Origin of the sequence: Bacteroides gallinarum DSM 18171 = JCM 13658 (assembly GCF_000374365.1) — a bacterium.
GTDB classification, from domain to species: Bacteria; Bacteroidota; Bacteroidia; order Bacteroidales; family Bacteroidaceae; genus Bacteroides; species Bacteroides gallinarum.
The window spans coordinates 108,902-127,612 of sequence record NZ_KB894116.1 but is presented as its reverse complement, the minus strand read 5'-3'; the positions used below and the strand labels follow the sequence as shown (position 1 = coordinate 127,612).

The window sequence follows — 18,711 nt, the reverse complement described above, 5'->3', positions numbered from 1 at the left end:
TTATGAACAATAAAAATAATTCGCTTGCAAAGCTGCTTCCCATGATGCTTTGCTTCTTCGCCATGGGATTCGTAGACCTTGTGGGCATCGCTTCCAACTATGTAAAGGCCGATTTGAACCTGACAGACTCCCAGGCAAACATATTCCCCTCCCTTGTATTCTTCTGGTTCCTTATCTTCTCCGTGCCTACGGGTATGCTGATGAGCCGCATCGGACGCAAGAAAACGGTGCTTCTCAGCCTGGCGGTGACTTTTGCATCCCTGCTGCTGCCGGTTTTCGGAGACGGGTATGCGCTGATGCTGATTTCGTTCTCGCTATTGGGCATCGGCAATGCGCTGATGCAGACATCGCTCAATCCGCTGCTCTCCAATGTGGTAAGCGGCGAGCGGCTGGCAAGCTCACTTACTTTCGGGCAGTTCGTAAAGGCAATCGCTTCGTTCCTCGCCCCTTATATCGCCATGTGGGGCGCTACGCAGGCGATACCCTCGCTGGGCATGGGCTGGAGGGTGCTGTTCCCCATTTATATGGTGATAGCGGTTATCGCCATTCTGTGGCTGGGCACTACATCCATTCGTGAAGAGAAGGAAGAAGGCCGCCCCTCTACTTTCGGCGAATGCCTCGCCTTGCTGGGGAAGCCGTTCATACTGCTCTGTTTCCTGGGCATTATGTGCCATGTGGGTATCGATGTAGGTACGAACACTACTGCGCCCAAGATATTGATAGAGCGCCTGGGCATGTCGCTCTCCGATGCGGGGTTTGCTACCAGCCTTTATTTCATATTCCGTACGGCGGGCTGTTTCCTGGGGGCCTTCATCCTGCAAAAGTTGTCGGCGCGAACTTTCTTCGGAATCAGCGTGTTGTGTATGTTGGTGGCAATGGCAGGGCTGTTTGTTTTCCATGAAATGACGATGATATACGTATGTATCGCCCTGATTGGTTTCGGCAACTCGAATATCTTCCCGATTATCTTCTCGCAAGCGTTGCTGGCTATGCCGCAAAAGAAGAACGAGGTCAGCGGGCTGATGATTATGGGACTGTTCGGCGGCACGATATTCCCGCTCGCTATGGGCGTAGCAAGCGATGCCGTAGGCCAAAGCGGTGCGGTGGCAGTGATGACGGTGGGAGTGCTGTACTTATTTTTCTATACAACGAAAATCAGGAGAGGTTACTGATAAAAACGGCTCTGCAATAGCTTCCGGGAGGGGGTAATTCAGTATACGACTGAGATAGGTTCAGTATACGACTGAATAGGGTTCACTATACGACCCAACCGCCCTTACCTGGAAATGCAGGTGATAAAAATGTCAATTTATAAATTATAATTACCATGAATCAGATTGTAGTAGGAATGGGTGAGGCGCTTTGGGATTGCCTGCCCGAAGGAAAGAAAATAGGCGGCGCTCCGGCAAACTTTGCCTATCATGTGTCGCAATTCGGCTTCGACAGCCGTGTAGTCAGCGCGGTAGGCGCCGATGCCGACGGCGACGAAATACTGGAGGTCTTTGCACAGAAAGGCTTGCGCACGCAGATTGAACGCGTGCCTTACCCTACGGGTACGGTGCAGGTAACGCTCGATGCGGTAGGCGTGCCCTGTTACGAGATAAAGGAGGGGGTTGCCTGGGACAATATACCTTTTACGGACGAGCTGAAACGCCTGGCGCTGAACACGCGCGCCGTATGCTTCGGCTCGCTGGCGCAGCGCAATGAGGCCAGCCGCATTACGATAAACCGTTTTCTCGATACCATGCCCGGTGACGGGGCGGAGCAGTTGAAGATATTCGACATCAACCTGCGCCAGGGCTTTTATACGAAAGAGATACTCTGCGACTCCATGCGCCGTTGCAATGTGCTTAAAATCAACGATGAGGAGCTGGTTACAATCAGCCGTATCTTCGGCTATCCGGGCATCGACCTGCAAGACAAGTGCTGGATTCTGCTTGCCAAGTACAACCTGAAGATGCTTATCCTTACTTGCGGCACGAACGGCAGTTATGTGTTTACGCCGGGCGTGGTGTCGTTCCAGGAAACGCCGCGCGTGCCCGTTGCCGATACGGTGGGGGCGGGCGACTCGTTTACCGCCGCCTTTACCGCCGCCGTCCTCAGCGGCAAGTCCGTACAGGAGGCTCATAAACTGGCGGTGGAGGTATCCGCATATGTGTGCACGCAGAGCGGGGCGATGCCGGAATTACCGCAGATATTGAAAGACAGAATATAATTTTTCTTATCTTTGCTCATCTGCAATCACTTAAACCAGCGAAAGAAGATGAGACGGTATTTGTTTCTGTTGCTGCTCGGCCTGTGGGTGGCCGGTGGCGTAATGACCTCCTGTTCCCGGCGCGAAGTGCGTTTCCGCATCGGCGTGTCACAATGTAGCGACGATGAGTGGCGCCACCAGATGAACAGCGAGATGCTGCGCGAGGCTCTTTTCTACGACGGCGTAGAGGTGGAGATACGCACGGTGAAGGACGACAACGAACGGCAGGCGGAGGATATCCGGCATTTTATAAGTGAGGGGGTGGATTTGCTAATTGTCGCCCCTAACGAAGCCGAACCGATAACCCCGGTGGTAGAAGAGGCCTACGACCGGGGTATTCCCGTTATCGTGGTAGACCGCCGGATTCTTTCCGATAAATATACCGCCTACGTGGGTGCGGACAACTACGAGATAGGCAAGGCGGTGGGCAGGTACGTAGCCAATATGCTCCGTGGCAAGGGTACGGTGGTGGAGATAGCCGGGCTGGCAGGCTCTACCCCCGCCATAGACCGCCACGAGGGGTTTATGAGTGTCATATCCGCCTATCCGGACATCCGCCTGCTGGCGAAGGAGGACGGGGCATGGCTGCGCTTGCGGGCGGAGGAGAGAATGGATACGTTGCTCGGCCGCTTTCCGCAGATAGATGTGGTATATGCCCAGAACGACCGCATGGCCGCCGGCGCTTATGCAGCCGCCATGCGCCGGCACAGGGCGAAGGAGATGCGTTTCGTGGGCACGGATGCTATTCCCGGCGAAGGTTACGGGGTGGAGCAGGTGCTCTCGGGCGAGCTGGATGCCACTTTTATCTATCCTACGGGGGGCGACCGTGTAATGCAGATAGCAATGGATATTCTGCTTGGGCGCGGCTTTCCCCGCGAAACAATCTTGAATACTTCGGTGGTAGACCGCGACAATGCGCTTATCATGAAGATGCAGACCGCCCACATCAGTACGCTCGACGAAAAGATTGAGACCTTGAATGGGAAAATCAACCAGTACCTGGCGCGTTATGCCACGCAGCAGGTTATCTTGTATGGCAGTTTGCTGGTGTTGTTGCTGCTGGTGGGGCTGTTGGTTGCCGTTTACCTCTCCTTGCGTGCCAAGAACCGGCTGAACCGGGAGCTTTCCCGTCGGAAGGAGCAACTGGAACAGCAGAAAGACCAGTTGGAGCAGCAGAAGGAGCAGTTGGAACGGTTGTCGCGCGAGTTGGAGGCGGCCACTCATGCCAAGCTGGTGTTCTTTACCAACGTGTCGCACGACTTCCGTACGCCGCTGACCTTGATTGCCGACCCGGTGGAGCAGCTTCTTGCCGACCCTTCTATCAGCGAACCGTCGCACCAGTTGCTGGAGCTGATGAAGAAAAACGTGCATATCCTCCTGCGCCTTGTCAACCAGATTCTCGACTTCCGTAAGGTGGAGAACGGACGCATGGAGCTACATCTCGAGCCGTTCGACCTGTTGGAGAGTTTCGGGGGGTGGAACGATTCGTTCCGCGTGGCGCTGTTGAAGAAACATATCGCTTTCAGCTTCGAACCCGCTCCCGGTGCGGATTACCGCATGCTGGCGGATGCGGAGAAAATGGAGCGTATCTACTTCAACCTTCTTTCCAATGCGGTGAAGTACACGCAGGAGAACGGGAAGATTGTGGTACGCCTCGAGGCGGAAGACCGGCATTTCCGCCTGTCGGTATTCAACTCGGGCAGTTATATTTCCACCACCGATGTCGAGGCTATCTTCGAGCGTTTCTACCAGGTAGGCGGGCATCAGGCGGGCACGGGCATCGGGCTTGCGCTGGTGCGGGCTTTCGTAGAGATGCACGGGGGCAATATCATGGCGCACAGCAACGAGAAGGGGACTACTTTTACCGTTATTTTCCCGAAACAGGATGTGTCGCAGTGTCGTCCTGCCGCGATTGCCTTGCCTGCCGGCGAAAAAGAGATTGCGTCCACGCTGGTGGATGCGGAGATTCCGGCGGAAGGCGGTGCTGCGGAGGAGGACTGTCCTACGGTGCTCGTTATCGACGATAATGCCGACATACGCAATTATATAAAGGCGTTGTTGTCCAGGGAGTACCGTGTGCTGGATGCGGCGGATGGGGCGGCGGGCATCCGCCTTGCCATGAAATATGTGCCGGATGTCGTCATTTCCGATGTCATGATGCCCGGTATGGACGGCGTGGAGTGTTGCCGCCGCTTGAAGGGGGAGTTGCAGACGTGTCATATCCCGGTGGTGTTGCTCACCGCCTGCTCGCTCGACGAGCAGCGTATACAAGGATACGACGGTGGTGCGGACTCGTATATTTCCAAGCCTTTCAGCTCGCAACTGCTGTTGTCGCGCATCAGGAATCTTATTGCCAACCACCGGCAGTTGAGGCAGTTCTTCGGCGACAGCCAGTCCATTGAGAAGGCGCCTATCAGCGACCTCGATAAGGATTTCGTAACCCGCTTCAAGTCCCTGGTGGGCGAGAAGATGAAGGAACCGGAACTGAATGTCGAGGATTTGGGGCATGATATGGGGATGAGCCGCGTACAGCTTTACCGTAAGCTGAAATCGCTCACTAACTATTCGCCCAACGAGCTGTTGCGCCAGATGCGTCTGAAGAAGGCGGCTTCCTTGCTCGCTTCTTCCGATATGACGGTTGCCGAGGTTGCCTATGAGGTGGGTTTCTCGTCGCCTTCTTATTTTACGAAATGCTATAAGGAACAGTTCGGCGAGAGTCCTACGGATTTCTTGAAACGTAAGGGGTAGCGTATATCCTGCCGAGATGAGAAGGGAGGTATATTAGAACTCTTTTCCACCACGGATTATACAGATTGACACAGATTTTTAATTTCTTGGCAGGTGATATGGGGGTGGTTAGACATAAGAACAAAAGAATATATTTCTCTTTTGTCTTTTTGTTCTTCTGTCCGAATACCTGTTCTTTTGTCTGAAAAATTAAAATCTGTGTCAATCTGTGCAATCTAAGCAGGCTTCTATTTCAGCATTTGGGGTAAGTTGTCCCTGCCCCAGAAGTAGTATACGGCAAGACCAATCCAACTGGTCAGTATCACGAGTATGATTGCTATCAACTTCTTTTCGGTGGCGATGCCTCTCCATTGCCACATTTCCATTGCCGCCCTGATTGTCAAAATGACGCCGATTATCCAAATAATAAATCCAATCATGATATTTTCTTTTCCCTGTAAACAAATAGAGACTGCATCCGGTTCACGGAGCAGTCTCTATTTTAATGTATTATCTCAGGTATCTGAAATTATTCGGCAACTTCAGCGCCCCAGTTTTCTTTGGACAGACGCTTGTAGCTATTGTAACGCCATTTAGCGTTTTCTTCGGCAGCCTTGAACAGTTCGTCGGCTTCCTGCGGGTATTGCTTCATTACGGAGGCGTAACGGACTTCGCCCTTCAGGAAGTCTTGGAAGCCTGTCCAATCCGGTTCTTTGCTATCCAGCGTGAACGGGTTCTTGCCTTCTGCTTCCAGAGCCGGGTTGTAACGCCACAAGTGCCAGTAACCGCACTTAACGGCCTTTTCTTCTTCTGCCTGGCTCTTACCCATACCTGCCTTCAAGCCGTGGTTGATACACGGAGCGTAAGCGATGATGAGCGACGGACCGGGATATGCTTCTGCCTCGCGGATAGCCTTCAAGGTCTGGGCTTGGTCGGCTCCCATAGCGATTTGGGCAACATATACGTAGCCGTAAGTAGTAGCCATTAAACCGAGGTCTTTCTTGCGCACGCGCTTGCCGGCAGCGGCGAACTTGGCGATAGCGCCCACCGGAGTAGCTTTGGACGACTGGCCGCCCGTGTTGGAGTAAACTTCGGTATCCAGAACGAGGATATTGACGTCCTTGCCGCTGGCGATTACGTGGTCTAAACCGCCGTAGCCGATGTCGTAGGAAGCACCGTCGCCACCGATAATCCACTGGCTGCGTTTAACCAGGTATTGGGACAGGCCGGCGATAGTCTTGCAGTTGTCGCACTTGTCTTTGGCGGCTTCTACCATAGGAATGATTTTCTCTGCCAGTTCCTTGGTCTTGTCTGCATCGTACATATTGTCTATCCAAGCCTGGAATACTTCCTTGTATTCTGCTGGAGTGGCTTCTGCTGCGATAGCTTCTTCCATTGCCTTTACGATACGTGCACGCATCTTTTCGTTGGCGAGTTCCATACCCAGACCGAATTCGCAGAAGTCCTCGAACAATGAGTTAGCCCATGCAGGACCGTGTCCCTTTTCGTTCTTGGTATAAGGAGTGGAGGGTACGGAACCGGAGTAGATAGAAGAACATCCGGTAGCGTTGGCTACCATTTCGCGGTCGCCGAACAACTGGGAAATCAGTTTTACATACGGAGTTTCGCCGCAGCCGGAGCAAGCGCCGGAGAACTCGAACAACGGAGTGGCGAACTGTGAGTTCTTGACGTTGGCCTTGATGTCTACCAGGTGTTGTTTGCTCTTCACGTTCTCTACGCAGTATGTCCAGTTGGCTGCTTCCGACAGTTGGCTTTCGAGGTGTTTCATGGCAAGAGCTTTGCCGCCTTTCTTCGGGTTGCCCGGACAAACATCCACGCAGTTGCCGCAGCCCAGACAGTCGAGGACGTCTACCTGCATGCGGAATGTCATGCCGTCGAATACTTTGCCTACGGCTTTCAATTGGGCGAATTCAGCGCCTTTCTGTTCTTCGGCGTCGAGCACGAACGGACGGATAGAAGCGTGAGGACAAACGTAGGCGCACTTGTTGCACTGGATACAGTTTTCGGGGTTCCATTCGGGAACGAAAGCTGCTACACCGCGTTTTTCGTACTTAGCCGTACCTTGTTCCCAAGTACCGTCTTCGATACCTTTGAATGCGGATACTTTCAGCAGGTCGCCGTCCTGTGCGTTGATAGGACGAACCACTTCGTTGATGAAGGCTGGGTCGTTGTTCTCTGCTTTGGCGTCATCAGCGAGGTTAGCCCAAGCCGGGTCTACGGCGAGCTGTTTGTATTCACCGCCACGGTCTACGGCAGCATAGTTCTTGTTCACTACGTCTTCACCTTTCTTGCCGTAAGACTTAACGATGAATTTCTTCATCTGCTCTACAGCCTGCTCTACGGGGATTACGCCCGTGATGCGGAAGAATGCGGATTGGAGAATCGTGTTGGTACGGTTGCCCAAGCCGATTTCCTGTGCAATCTGGGTGGCGTTGATGTAGTATACGGAGATGTTGTTCTGTGCAAAATATTTCTTTACTCTGTTGGGCAGGTTCTTAGCCAGTTCCTCGCCTTCCCAGATAGTGTTCAGCAGGAATGAGCCGTTCTTGCGCAGACCGCGGGTTACGTCGTACATATGCAGGTAGGCCTGAACGTGGCAAGCCACGAAGTTCGGGGTGTTTACCAGATAGGTAGAGCGGATAGGCGTATCGCCGAAGCGCAGGTGGGAGCAGGTGAAACCGCCTGATTTCTTGGAGTCGTAAGAGAAGTAAGCCTGGCAGTGTTTGTCGGTGTTGTCGCCGATAATCTTTACGGAGTTCTTGTTGGCGCCTACCGTACCGTCGGCTCCAAGACCGTAGAATTTGGCTTCGAACATGCCTTCGCCGCCCAATGCGATTTCTTCTTCTTGCGGGAGAGAGGTGAAGGTTACGTCGTCCACGATACCGATAGTGAAGTGGTTCTTCGGCATCGGCATAGCCAGGTTCTTGAATACTGCGATGATTTGTGCCGGAGTGGTGTCCTTAGAACCCAGACCGTAACGGCCGCCTACGATAACCGGAGCGTTTTCTGCACCGTAGAAGCAGTCTTTTACATCGAGGTACAACGGCTCGCCGTTAGCACCCGGTTCTTTCGTACGGTCGAGTACGGCAATCTTCTTGGCTGTCTTGGGAACAGCGGCAAGGAAATGCTTGGCAGAGAACGGACGGTACAGGTGAACGGCAACCAGACCTACCTTTTCGCCGTTGGCAACGAGGTGGTCGATAGCTTCACGGGCAGCTTCCGTTACGGAACCCATAGCGATGATTACGCGTTCGGCGTCTTCCGCACCGTAGTAATCGAACAAACCGTACTTACGGCCTGTAATCTTGGAAATTTCATTCATGTACTCTTCGACGATAGCGGGAACTGCGTCGTAGTAGTTGTTGCAGGATTCGCGGTGCTGGAAGAAGTGGTCGGGGTTCTCGGCCATACCGCGGGCAACCGGGTTCATCGGGTTCAGTGCACGTGCACGGAATTCTGCCAATGCTTTCTGGTCGATAAGCGGAGCGAGGTCTTCGTTTTCCAGCATTTCAATCTTCTGGATTTCGTGGGATGTACGGAAACCGTCGAAGAAGTTGATGAAGGGCACGCGGCTCTTGATAGTGGAAAGGTGGGCGACGCCTGCCAGGTCCATGACTTCCTGTACGGAGCCTTCGGCAAGCATGGCGAAACCTGTCTGGCGTGCGGACATTACGTCCTGGTGGTCGCCGAAGATACACAGTGCATGGCTTGCCAGGGTACGTGCGGATACGTGGAACACGCAAGGCAGGAACTCACCGGCAATCTTGTACATGTTCGGTATCATCAGCAACAGACCTTGTGAAGCGGTGTACGTAGTAGTAAGCGCACCAGCTTGCAGGGAGCCGTGAACGGCGCCGGCAGCACCGCCTTCGGATTGCATTTCCTGTACCAATACTGTTTCGCCGAAGATGTTTTTGCGACCTGCGGCAGCCCATTCGTCTACGTATTCAGCCATCGTAGAAGAGGGAGTGATAGGATAGATAGCTGCTACTTCGGAGAACATATACGAGATATGTGCAGCAGCCTGGTTACCATCACAAGTAATGAATTTCTTCTGTTTAGTCATAACTAAATGAATTTATTAAGTAAAAAAATCTCTTTCTCTATGTTATATCCTATTTTAGTCATACGGACATAAGTGCGGGTTCGGGAATCATTCTTCTTTTCCTTTCCTTTTGTCTGCTGGCTCAATACAGGAACCCGAACAGCCAGAGCGGTATCTGGTTGCCCCGGCCTATCTCTGCCTTATGCAGCGCATATGTCACGCCCGGGTTGTTTTTAATCCTCATCCCTTCCTGGCAAATCTTGAAGGGCATCACTTCGTCTACCATGAACGAGATGTTCTTGTCGCCTCTGTTTACCTTATGGTCTTTCCACATGGTGTTTACGAAGAATGTTTCCAGTACGTCCTGTTCTTCCACCTTTACGGGATAAATGGAGTACATCAGGTTGGAGTTGTGCATCATTATCTTCGAAGGTTTCTTGGGGAATTCTTCTCCTTTGGGGTACACCATGTTGATAAGGCGCGCATCTGCCAGGTACTTGATGTAGTTCATCACCGTGGCTCTGGATGTCTGTATGTCGTTGGCAAGCTGGCTCACATTGGGAGCTTTCGGCCCGTCCACCGCCAACAAATATAGTAATTTTTTTATCTTGGACAGATATTTCAGTTCTATTTGTTTGATTAATAGGATATCTACCTCTACCATCATGTTCATCGTTTTCAGCAGGTTCTCCGAGAAATTGCGTTTCTCGAGGAAGAACGGGTAGAAGCCGTGGTGCATATAGTCCTGGAAATAGTCCAGCGGATGCACTTTCGACAGGATGCCTTTGGCTATCTGCTCGTGGTTGCTCAGGAGCTCCTCCAGGGAGTAGGCATGGAATTTCATGCCGGTTTGCAGGTTCAGGTACTCGCGAAAAGAGAAGCCGCGCAGGTTGTAGCTTTTTACGATGTCCCGCAGTTCCAGGTTCTCCTCTTTCAGGCGCATCACGGACGAGCCGGTGAATACAATCTTCAGGTTGGGAAAACGGTCGTAGCACAGACGCAGCTCTTTGCTCCAGTCCGGATGCTTGAATACCTGGTCTATCAGTAATACTTTTCCGCCGCGGCGCTGGAATTCGTAGGCGAAGTCCACGATGCTGTGGCCGGAGAAGTAGAAGTTGTTCATGTTGATAAAGAGACAGGAACGGTCGGTTCCGAATTTTTCTTTGGCATATTGCAGCAGGAATGTGGTCTTACCTACGCCCCGCGTACCTTTGATGCCGATAAGACGGTCGTTCCAGTCTATCTCGTCCATGAGGTCGCGGCGAACGGGGGCATTTGTATGCTCTACCAGATAAGCGTGTGTTCGGTAAAATGCTTCCATGCTTTAAATTCGGTTTATCGGGCGACAAATATACAGCTTTTTTATAGATTTGCAAAGTAGAGATAGCAAAATATCTTTTTCATAGTTAAGTTTTATATATTTGTATGCTGTTCTTTTTCTCCGTAAGTTTGCAGTGACGAATAATCAGGAACTATAACCGATGAGACTGTACTTTTTCAATCCCGACTCCGACCTTGCGCTTGCCGATAACGGAACCAACTACATAGCCCCGGCTTCCGCCCGCCGTATGGCGCAGGATTTGGCCTTGCTGCCGGTATGGTATGCCGGTGCGGACAGTGCGGTGCTGGCGCCTTCCGCCTACAATGCGGACTTCCTGCGACAGATGCGTGAGCTCTTTCCGTTGCAGGCGGTGCTGGCTACCGAACCCGAACTGCCGGATTATGCCGGGGCGGAGGTACTGCCCTGGGGGTGGAACCCTGCCGTCCGCAGTTATTTACTGAGGGGCGGCATATGTGAAAGCCGGCTTCCTGCCCCCCGGCTTCTCGCTGCGTACCGCCCGCTCTCCTCCCGCCTCCGGGCTGTGGAGGTAACACGGCGTATAAGGAATTGTTATCCCCGGTACACCTGTGGCGAGCATTACCTCATAGACAATGTGGCAGATTGCGGGCGGATAGTGGATGCGATGCACGTATGCCTGCTCAAGACGCCCTGGTCGGGTAGCGGCAAGGGGTTGAACTGGTGTCTGCACGGATTTACGGAACCGGTGTCCCGCTGGTGCGGGCGTGTCCTGAGAGAGCAGGGCTGCCTTACGGCGGAGCTTATATATAATAAGGTGGAAGATTTCGCCCTCGAATTTTACTCCGACGGGCAGGGCGAGGTGCATTTTGCGGGTTATTCCCTGTTTTCCACCAATGAGCACGGGGCGTATGCGGGCAATCTGCTGGCTTCCGACGGGCAGATAGAAGCTGTTATCGCACGCTATATCCCCCTCGATGTGCTGATGCGTATACGGGCGTCTCTCCGTACGGAGCTGGCTGCAATCTACGGTGGCATCTATACCGGTTATTTAGGCGTTGATATGATGATTTGCCGGCGGGAGGGGGTGGAGGAATATGCCGTCCACCCTTGTGTGGAGATAAATATGCGCATGAATATGGGAGTCGTGGCACGTTTGTTTTACGATAACTTCGTTGCTTCCGGTAGTACGGGGCGGTTCTGTATCGAGTATTTTCCTATCAACGAGGCGTTGCGTGCACGGCACGGGCAGGATATGCGGGATTATCCGCTGGTTGTGGAAAACGGCCGGGTTGTTTCCGGCTATCTGCCGTTAGTACCGGTGACGGCAAGGAATTTCTACCGGGCGTATGTACTTATCCGGTAGTATCTTCTTATCCGTTCCGCCGTGAGGGGGGGCTTGTGCCGTTGTGGGAGGGATTGGTATTGGCGATGCCCCGCACGGTTATTCCCGGTACAGGGTTTGGTTGCAGGCTTCGCTTTCGTTGCCGCAGCGGTCTATGGCGGTAACGGCAAAGTATTTCCGCGTGTCCCAGGGGAGTATGGGGGCGTATGTGTATTCCGTTCCTTGTATGCGCTGTGCCAGTATGTTTTCCGGGTTGGCGGTATCTACGGGGTAGGTGTCGGAACCGTAAAGTACATAGGTGGGGGCATTCCGCTTGTCGTTGTCGGTGGCGGGCTGCCAGCGTATTTTCCAATATCCCGTAGCTTCTTTTTCTACGGTGAGCTGTGCCGGGGCGGTGGGCGGAACGTTGTCTATCCACGGTATGGCGGGTTGCAGGGCGGGAGCGGTGTAGTACTTCTCGCCGAGAATTTCGTAAATTCCCTGCGTATTGTCCATAAGGTATTTCACACGGTAGTGGCCTTCGCCTGCCATACCGTGTGTGCGGACGAAGTTTATCTGGCGCTCTATCTCGTCTACCGTCCAGTTACCCTCGGCAGGGTCGAGGAAGTAGATGCCCAGTCCGGGGATAACCTGCCGTCCGTTGCTTTGCTCCTGCCAGTCGAGTGCGAACGGATAGAAGTTGTTGCCGCGGAAGTACATCATGGGGTAAACCTGGTCTTGTATGCCTTCGCCCAGCCAACCTTGCACGTCCTGGCAAACGGTATGGAAGGCGTTCCAGCCGCGTGACGGATAGCGGGATGTGTCGCGGTACTTACCTACGGGACAGGTGCTGACCTTTACCCACGGTTTTATCGCCTTAACGCCTTTATAGAGGTAGCGGACGATTTCCGTGATGTTGTCCCGCCGCCATTGTGCGAGGTCGCGCCCGTTGCCGTATTTTTTGTAGGTGTAGCTATCGGCAAAGCGCAGGGCGCGTTCGGGGTAGCGCAGGTAGTCGAAGTGCACGCCGTCTACATCGTATCGCTCCACTACCTCGCGTACAAGGCTCATCAGGTACTCTTTGGTTTGCGGATGTCCGGGGTTGAGGAAATATTCGCGCTTGTAGGGTATGCAGATAGCCGGCTTGCGTTTGGTGACCGATGCTTTGCCGAGGGCGGCTACATGCTTGCGGTTACCCAGGGGAATGGTTACTATCCAGGCGTGGCACTCCATGCCCCGTTTATGGCACTCCGCCACTGCAAAGGCAAGCGGGTCGTAACCGGGATTGCCGCCGGTTTTACCTGTCAGAATGGAGTTGTAGGGTTCGATGTCCGATTGGTACAGTACGTCGCCACGGGTTCGTGTCTGGAACAGTACCGTATTGAAATTGGCGGCTTTCAGCTTATCCAGTATTTCCACGAGTTCAGCCTGCTGCTTGCGTATGCCTTCGGGAGTGGTGGTACGGGTACGAGGCCAGTCCAGCCCGTAGACGGCAGTAATCCAGGCGGCTCGCACTTCATATTTCGGGGGGCGCTGGGCGGTAAGGGGAGGGAAGAGCAGTATGGATAATAGTAGTATGAAGCTTGATTTTTTCATAATTGCATTATGGGTTGGGGAGGTGGTGAATAAATTCCTGCCTACCTCCTTTTTTCTGTTATATTTCACGGCGAAGATAAGTAAATCACTTGATAAATTTGTGTAGTTTAGTTGGAAACTGTTACATTTGCATGCATAAAATACATTAAACATCTACACGCCATGATTACATTTACACTTTGCCTGTTGGCGTTGGTTGCAGGTTATTTTATCTACGGGCGCTTTATCGAACGTGTGTTCGGGCCGGACGACCGTAAGACCCCTGCTCTTACAAAGGCCGACGGAGTGGATTATATTCCGTTGCCTACATGGAAAATATTTATGATACAGTTTCTGAACATTGCGGGCTTAGGACCTATTTTCGGTGCGATTATGGGAGCCAAGTTCGGTACGGCGTCCTACTTGTGGATAGTGTTCGGAAGTATATTTGCCGGGGCGGTGCACGATTATTTTGCAGGAATGCTTTCGTTGCGGCACGACGGCGAGAGCCTGCCGGAAATCATAGGCCGCTACTTGGGGCTGACCGCCAAGCAGGTGATGCGCGGGTTTACCGTTATCCTGATGATATTGGTGGGGGCTGTTTTTGTGGCGGGACCTGCCGGACTGCTTGCCAGCCTGACACCGGAAACGCTGGATACTACTTTTTGGATTGTGGTGGTATTTATCTACTACGTGCTTGCCACGCTGTTGCCGGTAGACAAGATTATCGGTAAGATATATCCGTTGTTCGCCATTGCGTTGCTGTTTATGGCAGTGGGTATCCTGGTGATGCTTTACGTTAACCACCCGGCGTTGCCGGAAGTGTGGGACGGGCTGGAGAATACCAATCCCGATGCCGCCGTGCTGCCTATTTTCCCTATAATGTTCGTGAGCATCGCGTGCGGGGCAATCAGCGGTTTTCATGCTACGCAAAGCCCGCTAATGGCACGTTGCATGACGAGTGAGCGTCATGGCCGCCCCGTGTTCTACGGAGCGATGATTACCGAGGGTATCGTGGCGCTTATCTGGGCTGCCGCCGCTACTTACTTTTTCCATGAAAACGGAATGGGAGAGACGAATGCCGCCGTGATAGTGGATGCCATTACCAAGGACTGGCTGGGTACTGTGGGTGGCGTGCTGGCGGTATTGGGTGTGATTGCCGCGCCTATCACCAGCGGCGATACCGCTTTCCGCTCGGCACGGCTTATCGTGGCCGACTTCCTGGGTATGGAACAAAAGTCGATGCGCCGCCGTTTATATATATGCGTGCCGATGTTCCTGGCGGCTATCGGGCTGCTGTTGTACAGCTTGCGCGATAAAGACGGTTTCGATATGATATGGCGTTATTTTGCGTGGGCCAACCAAACCCTGTCCGTTTTCACCTTGTGGGCTATTACGGTGTACCTGGTGCGTGCAGGGAAACAATATTTCCTGACGCTGATACCCGCCTTCTTCATGACCTGCGTCTGCACGACCTATATCTGCATAGCACCTGAGGGATTCGGACTGCCGCATCCAGTGGCTTACGGCATAGGGCTTGCCAGCGTAGCGATAGCCTTGGTGTGGTTCGTCGTATGGAAAAACAAACAGACTAAAAATCTTTAACTGATGAAGAAATTCAAGAAATCTACCGGGCTGACCGTAGCCCTGCTTATCTATGTTTCTGCTACTGCGGCATATTTCCTGCCGCGCAATACGGAAATCAGCAATACGGAAAAGTATGTTACCGTGATTGCTTCGTATGTCATCGTACTCGTGTTGTGGCTGGTGCTCCGCAAGAAGGAGGAATTGCAGCAGAAACGCCGTAACGAAGATAAAATAGAACGAAAATAATTATTTACCAAAAATGAAAACAAGATGAAAAAACTTGTATTACTCGTATGCCTGCTTATCGGCACTGTGGCTGCCCATGCGCAGTTTGAAAAAGGAAAATGGTTTGTAAACCCTTCCATTACCGGGCTTAACTTCTCTTATAACACAGAAACGGACAAAGCCCATTTCGGCCTGGAAGCCAAAGGCGGTGCGTTTGTTGTGGATAATTTTGCGTTGCTGATAGATGCCGGTGCGAAGTGGCAAGGCGGCGGTACGGATGTCTATACGCTGGGTGTGGGCGGACGTTACTACATCGAGAAAATCGGTGTATTCCTGGGCGCTGATGTCAACCTGAACCATTATAACTGGGACGGCGGTGACAAGACGCGTTTCGGCTTCGGCATGGAAGGCGGTTACGCATTTTTCCTCTCGCGTACGGTAACTATCGAACCTGCCGTGTACTGGGATATAAATAAAGACCGTTCGGAATTCGGGCTGAAAGTGGGATTCGGTTTCTACTTCTAAGCAGGGAGAAACCGGTTGAGGATATGGAAAGGGTTGCATCTGTTGCAGGGTGCAACCCTTCTTTAATATAAGGACTATGATTGGCTTTCCTTTTCTTCTCTTTTTTCTCTTTTCTTTCTCTTCTTTCTCCCCATTATGTCCGTAGGTGTCCTTTATCGGTTTGAGGGTATATCGGCATTCACCACAGATTATGCGGATTCACATAGACTTTCTATCTTGATAATTATTATTTGATTTCAATTTGTGTGAATCCGCGTAATTCAGCGGTGAATACTGACACCTATTCTGCCGGAGTCAGTTTTTCTTTCAGGAACTGCCCCGTATAGCTTGCAGCACATGCCGCCACTTCTTCCGGCGTGCCGGTTGCCACGATGTTACCGCCTTTGTTTCCGCCTTCGGGTCCGAGGTCGATAACATGGTCGGCGCATTTCACTACATCCATATTGTGTTCGATGATGACAATGGAATGGCCGCGGCGTATCAGGGCGTCGAAGGCTTCCAGCAATTTGCGGATGTCGTGGAAGTGGAGGCCGGTAGTGGGCTCGTCGAAGATGAAAAGCGTCGGATCTGCCTTCTCCATGCTGAGGTAGTAGGCGAGTTTCACACGTTGGTTCTCACCGCCGGAAAGGGTGGAGGACGACTGGCCGAGCTTGATGTACCCCAGTCCGACGTCTTGCAGCGGTTGCAGGCGCTTCACAATTCTTTTCTGCCCGTACTGGGTGAAGAATTCGATAGCCTGGTTGACGGTCATTTCCAGTACGTCGTAGATGTTGACGTCGTGGAACTTCACTTCCAGCGTATCTGCCTTGAAACGTTTGCCGTGGCAGGACTCGCATTCCAGTACGAGGTCTGCCATGAACTGCATCTCTACGGTGATAGTGCCTTCGCCTTTGCACTCCTCGCAACGTCCGCCTTCGCTATTGAAGCTGAAATGCCCGGCGGTGTAGCCCATTTGCTTGGCAAGGGGTTGCTCTGCCCATAGTTTACGGATTTCATCGTAAGCCTTGATATAAGTTACGGGGTTGGAACGCGAGGATTTGCCGATAGGGTTCTGGTCTACGAACTCCACGTTGCGCAGGTTCTGCAAGTCTCCGCCGATAGAGGCGAACTCGCCCGGGCGCTCGCTGCATTCGTCCAGCTCGCGTTTAAGGGCGCGGAAGAAGATGTCGCGCACCAATGTACTCTTGCCCGAGCCCGACACGCCGGTAACTACGGTCATTACGTTAAGCGGGAAACGTACATCGATACCTTTCAGGTTGTTCTCGCGGGCGCCCGTGATTTCGATGTACTGGTTCCACGGGCGGCGGCTTTCGGGTACGGGAATGGTTTCCTCGCCCCGCAGGTAACGCACGGTGTACGAGGGGGAGAGGGGAAGGGCGGTAGTGGACGGTGTCGTTTTGCCGCTTACCTGTCGGTCGCCTAAAATATCTTTCATGTCGCCGTGGTAGACCACTTCGCCACCCAGACGGCCGGCTTTGGGACCGATGTCGATGATATAGTCGGCGGCACGGATTATCTCTTCGTCGTGTTCCACCACTACTACCGTATTGCCCAGTTGTTGCAGTTGGCGCAATACGTGTACCAACCTGTCCGTATCGCGGCTATGAAGCCCGATACTCGGTTCGTCCAGGATGTATAGGCTACCCACGAGGCTGCTCCCTAAGGAGGTGGCCAGGTTAATGCGCTGGCTTTCACCGCCGGAGAGCGAGTTGCTGAGGCGGTTCAGCGTGAGGTAGCCCAAGCCTACGTCCAGCAGGAAGCGGAGACGGTTATTGATTTCCGTGAGGATGCGGCGGGCGATGTCGGCATCGTGCTTGTCCAGTTGCAGGTTGTCGAAAAACTCTTTCAGCTCGGTTACAGGTAGGTCTACCAGTTCGGAGATGCTCCGTCCGCCTACGCGGACATAGCCGGCTTCGGGCTTCAATCTCGTACCGTGGCATTTGGGGCAGAGGGTTTTGCCGCGATAACGTGCCAGCATTACGCGGTATTGTATCTTGTACTGGTTTTCCTGTAACATCTTGAAGAAATCATTGATGCCTTCGAAGTAACGCGTACCTTCCCACAGCATCCGGCGCTGCTTGTCCGTCAACTGGTAATAAGGGGTGAAAATGGGGAAGCCGGCTTTCTCCGCGCCCCGTATCACCATGTCTTTCCATTCGCCCATTTTTTCTCCGCGCCAGCACACCACCGCACCGTCGTACACGGAGAGGGAACGGTTGGGAACGACGAGGTGCTCGTCAATGCCGATAACCCGTCCGAAACCTTCGCATTCCGGGCAGGCTCCGATAGGAGAGTTGAAAGAGAACATCTGGTCGTTGGGTTCTTCGAACGTAATGCCGTCCGCCTCGAACTTGGTGCTGAAACGGTACAGGCTGGTAGTGCCGTCCGGTCGGTAAAAGCGCAGCAGGCAGGCTCCGTCACCTTCGTACATGGCAGTTTCGGCGGAGTCGGTAAGGCGGCTGACGGCATCTTTCTCGCCGGAAGCCGTCATGCGGTCTATCAGGAGGAATACGGTGTCGCCGTTTTTGTGGCGGTACTCGTCGATACGCACCATTTCGCCGTTCACTTCCAGGCGGTTGAAACCTTGTTTCATATCTATCTCCAGTTGCTGTTGCAAGGTGCGTCCCTCGCGGAGCAATATCGGAGCGAGCACGGTGTAACGCGTACCTTCGGGTTGCTGGAGCATGCAGTTCACGATGTCCTCGGTGGAATGTTTCTTTACCTCCTGTCCGCTGACCGGGCTGAACGTCCGTCCCACACGGGCGTAGAGCAAGCGCAGGTATTCGTATATTTCGGTGGAAGTGCCTACGGTGGAACGCGGGTTGCGGCTGCTTACCTTCTGCTCGATAGCGATAGCAGGGGGGATGCCTTTGATGAAGTCGCATTCGGGCTTGCTCATACGTCCCAGGAATTGGCGGGCGTAGCTGCTGAGGCTTTCTACGTAGCGGCGCTGCCCTTCCGCATAGAGAGTGTCGAATGCGAGCGAGGATTTGCCGGAGCCGGATAGCCCGGTGATGACGACCAGTTTGTTGCGGGGAATCTCCACGTCGATGTTTTTCAGGTTGTTGACGCGGGCTCCCTTTATGATGATAGATGTATTTTTTGTCATAGACTGTTGAAAATGAATTGGG

At 53.0% G+C, this 18,711-nt stretch carries 12 protein-coding genes; 7 read left to right on the top strand and 5 right to left on the bottom strand.

Features of this window, described 5'->3' with window-relative positions:
* Positions 1-2 precede the first annotated feature (2 nt).
* The 3 genes from C233_RS0102555 (at position 3) to C233_RS0102545 (ending at position 5,002) form a co-directional block, all read left to right on the top strand.
* On the top strand, positions 3-1,172 hold the full coding sequence (locus C233_RS0102555; RefSeq protein ID WP_018665917.1) for an MFS transporter: 1,170 nt from the start codon (positions 3-5) through the stop codon (positions 1,170-1,172).
* 155 nt (positions 1,173-1,327) lie between these two features.
* On the top strand, positions 1,328-2,215 hold the full coding sequence (locus tag C233_RS0102550) for a carbohydrate kinase family protein (RefSeq protein ID WP_025068593.1): 888 nt from the start codon (positions 1,328-1,330) through the stop codon (positions 2,213-2,215).
* A gap of 48 nt (positions 2,216-2,263) precedes the next feature.
* A complete protein-coding gene (locus C233_RS0102545) occupies positions 2,264-5,002 on the top strand; it encodes a substrate-binding domain-containing protein (RefSeq protein ID WP_018665915.1) in 2,739 nt (912 codons plus the stop codon).
* 227 nt (positions 5,003-5,229) lie between these two features.
* Here C233_RS0102545 and C233_RS0102540 read toward each other — a convergent pair whose 3' ends face one another.
* The 3 genes from C233_RS0102540 to C233_RS0102530 form a co-directional block, all read right to left on the bottom strand.
* On the bottom strand, positions 5,230-5,421 hold the full coding sequence (locus C233_RS0102540) for a hypothetical protein (RefSeq protein ID WP_018665914.1): 192 nt from the start codon (positions 5,419-5,421) through the stop codon (positions 5,230-5,232).
* 89 nt (positions 5,422-5,510) lie between these two features.
* Entirely contained in the window at positions 5,511-9,068 is a 3,558-nt protein-coding gene (gene nifJ / locus C233_RS0102535) for a pyruvate:ferredoxin (flavodoxin) oxidoreductase (RefSeq protein WP_018665913.1), read from the bottom strand.
* A gap of 121 nt (positions 9,069-9,189) precedes the next feature.
* Positions 9,190-10,368, bottom strand: coding sequence for an ATP-binding protein (locus C233_RS0102530; RefSeq protein ID WP_018665912.1), 1,179 nt, complete (start codon positions 10,366-10,368; stop codon positions 9,190-9,192).
* Positions 10,369-10,528: 160 nt separating this feature from the next.
* Between C233_RS0102530 and C233_RS0102525 the strand changes: the two genes are divergently transcribed.
* Positions 10,529-11,710 (top strand): hypothetical protein, encoded by a 1,182-nt coding sequence (locus C233_RS0102525; protein ID WP_018665911.1) that lies wholly within the window; start codon positions 10,529-10,531, stop codon positions 11,708-11,710.
* A 78-nt stretch (positions 11,711-11,788) separates the two neighbouring features.
* Here the strand turns inward: C233_RS0102525 and C233_RS0102520 are convergent, their stop codons facing one another.
* Positions 11,789-13,264 (bottom strand): glycoside hydrolase family 10-like protein, encoded by a 1,476-nt coding sequence (locus C233_RS0102520; RefSeq protein ID WP_018665910.1) that lies wholly within the window; start codon positions 13,262-13,264, stop codon positions 11,789-11,791.
* 162 nt (positions 13,265-13,426) lie between these two features.
* On the opposite strand from C233_RS0102520, the gene C233_RS0102515 reads away from it, so the two are divergent.
* The 3 genes from C233_RS0102515 to C233_RS0102505 are packed head-to-tail and all read left to right on the top strand — an operon-like array spanning position 13,427 to position 15,580.
* A complete protein-coding gene (locus C233_RS0102515) occupies positions 13,427-14,848 on the top strand; it encodes a carbon starvation CstA family protein (RefSeq protein ID WP_018665909.1) in 1,422 nt (473 codons plus the stop codon).
* 3 nt (positions 14,849-14,851) lie between these two features.
* Positions 14,852-15,076, top strand: a complete 225-nt coding sequence (locus C233_RS0102510) for a hypothetical protein (RefSeq protein WP_018665908.1) — start codon at positions 14,852-14,854, stop codon at positions 15,074-15,076.
* 24 nt (positions 15,077-15,100) lie between these two features.
* Positions 15,101-15,580 carry a hypothetical protein gene (locus C233_RS0102505; RefSeq protein ID WP_018665907.1) on the top strand — a complete coding sequence of 160 codons (480 nt, stop codon included), beginning with the start codon at positions 15,101-15,103 and terminating at the stop codon, positions 15,578-15,580.
* A gap of 280 nt (positions 15,581-15,860) precedes the next feature.
* Here C233_RS0102505 and uvrA read toward each other — a convergent pair whose 3' ends face one another.
* Positions 15,861-18,689: an excinuclease ABC subunit UvrA gene (gene uvrA, locus C233_RS0102500; protein WP_018665906.1), complete on the bottom strand. Its 2,829-nt coding sequence runs from the start codon at positions 18,687-18,689 to the stop codon at positions 15,861-15,863.
* Positions 18,690-18,711: the final 22 nt, after the last annotated feature.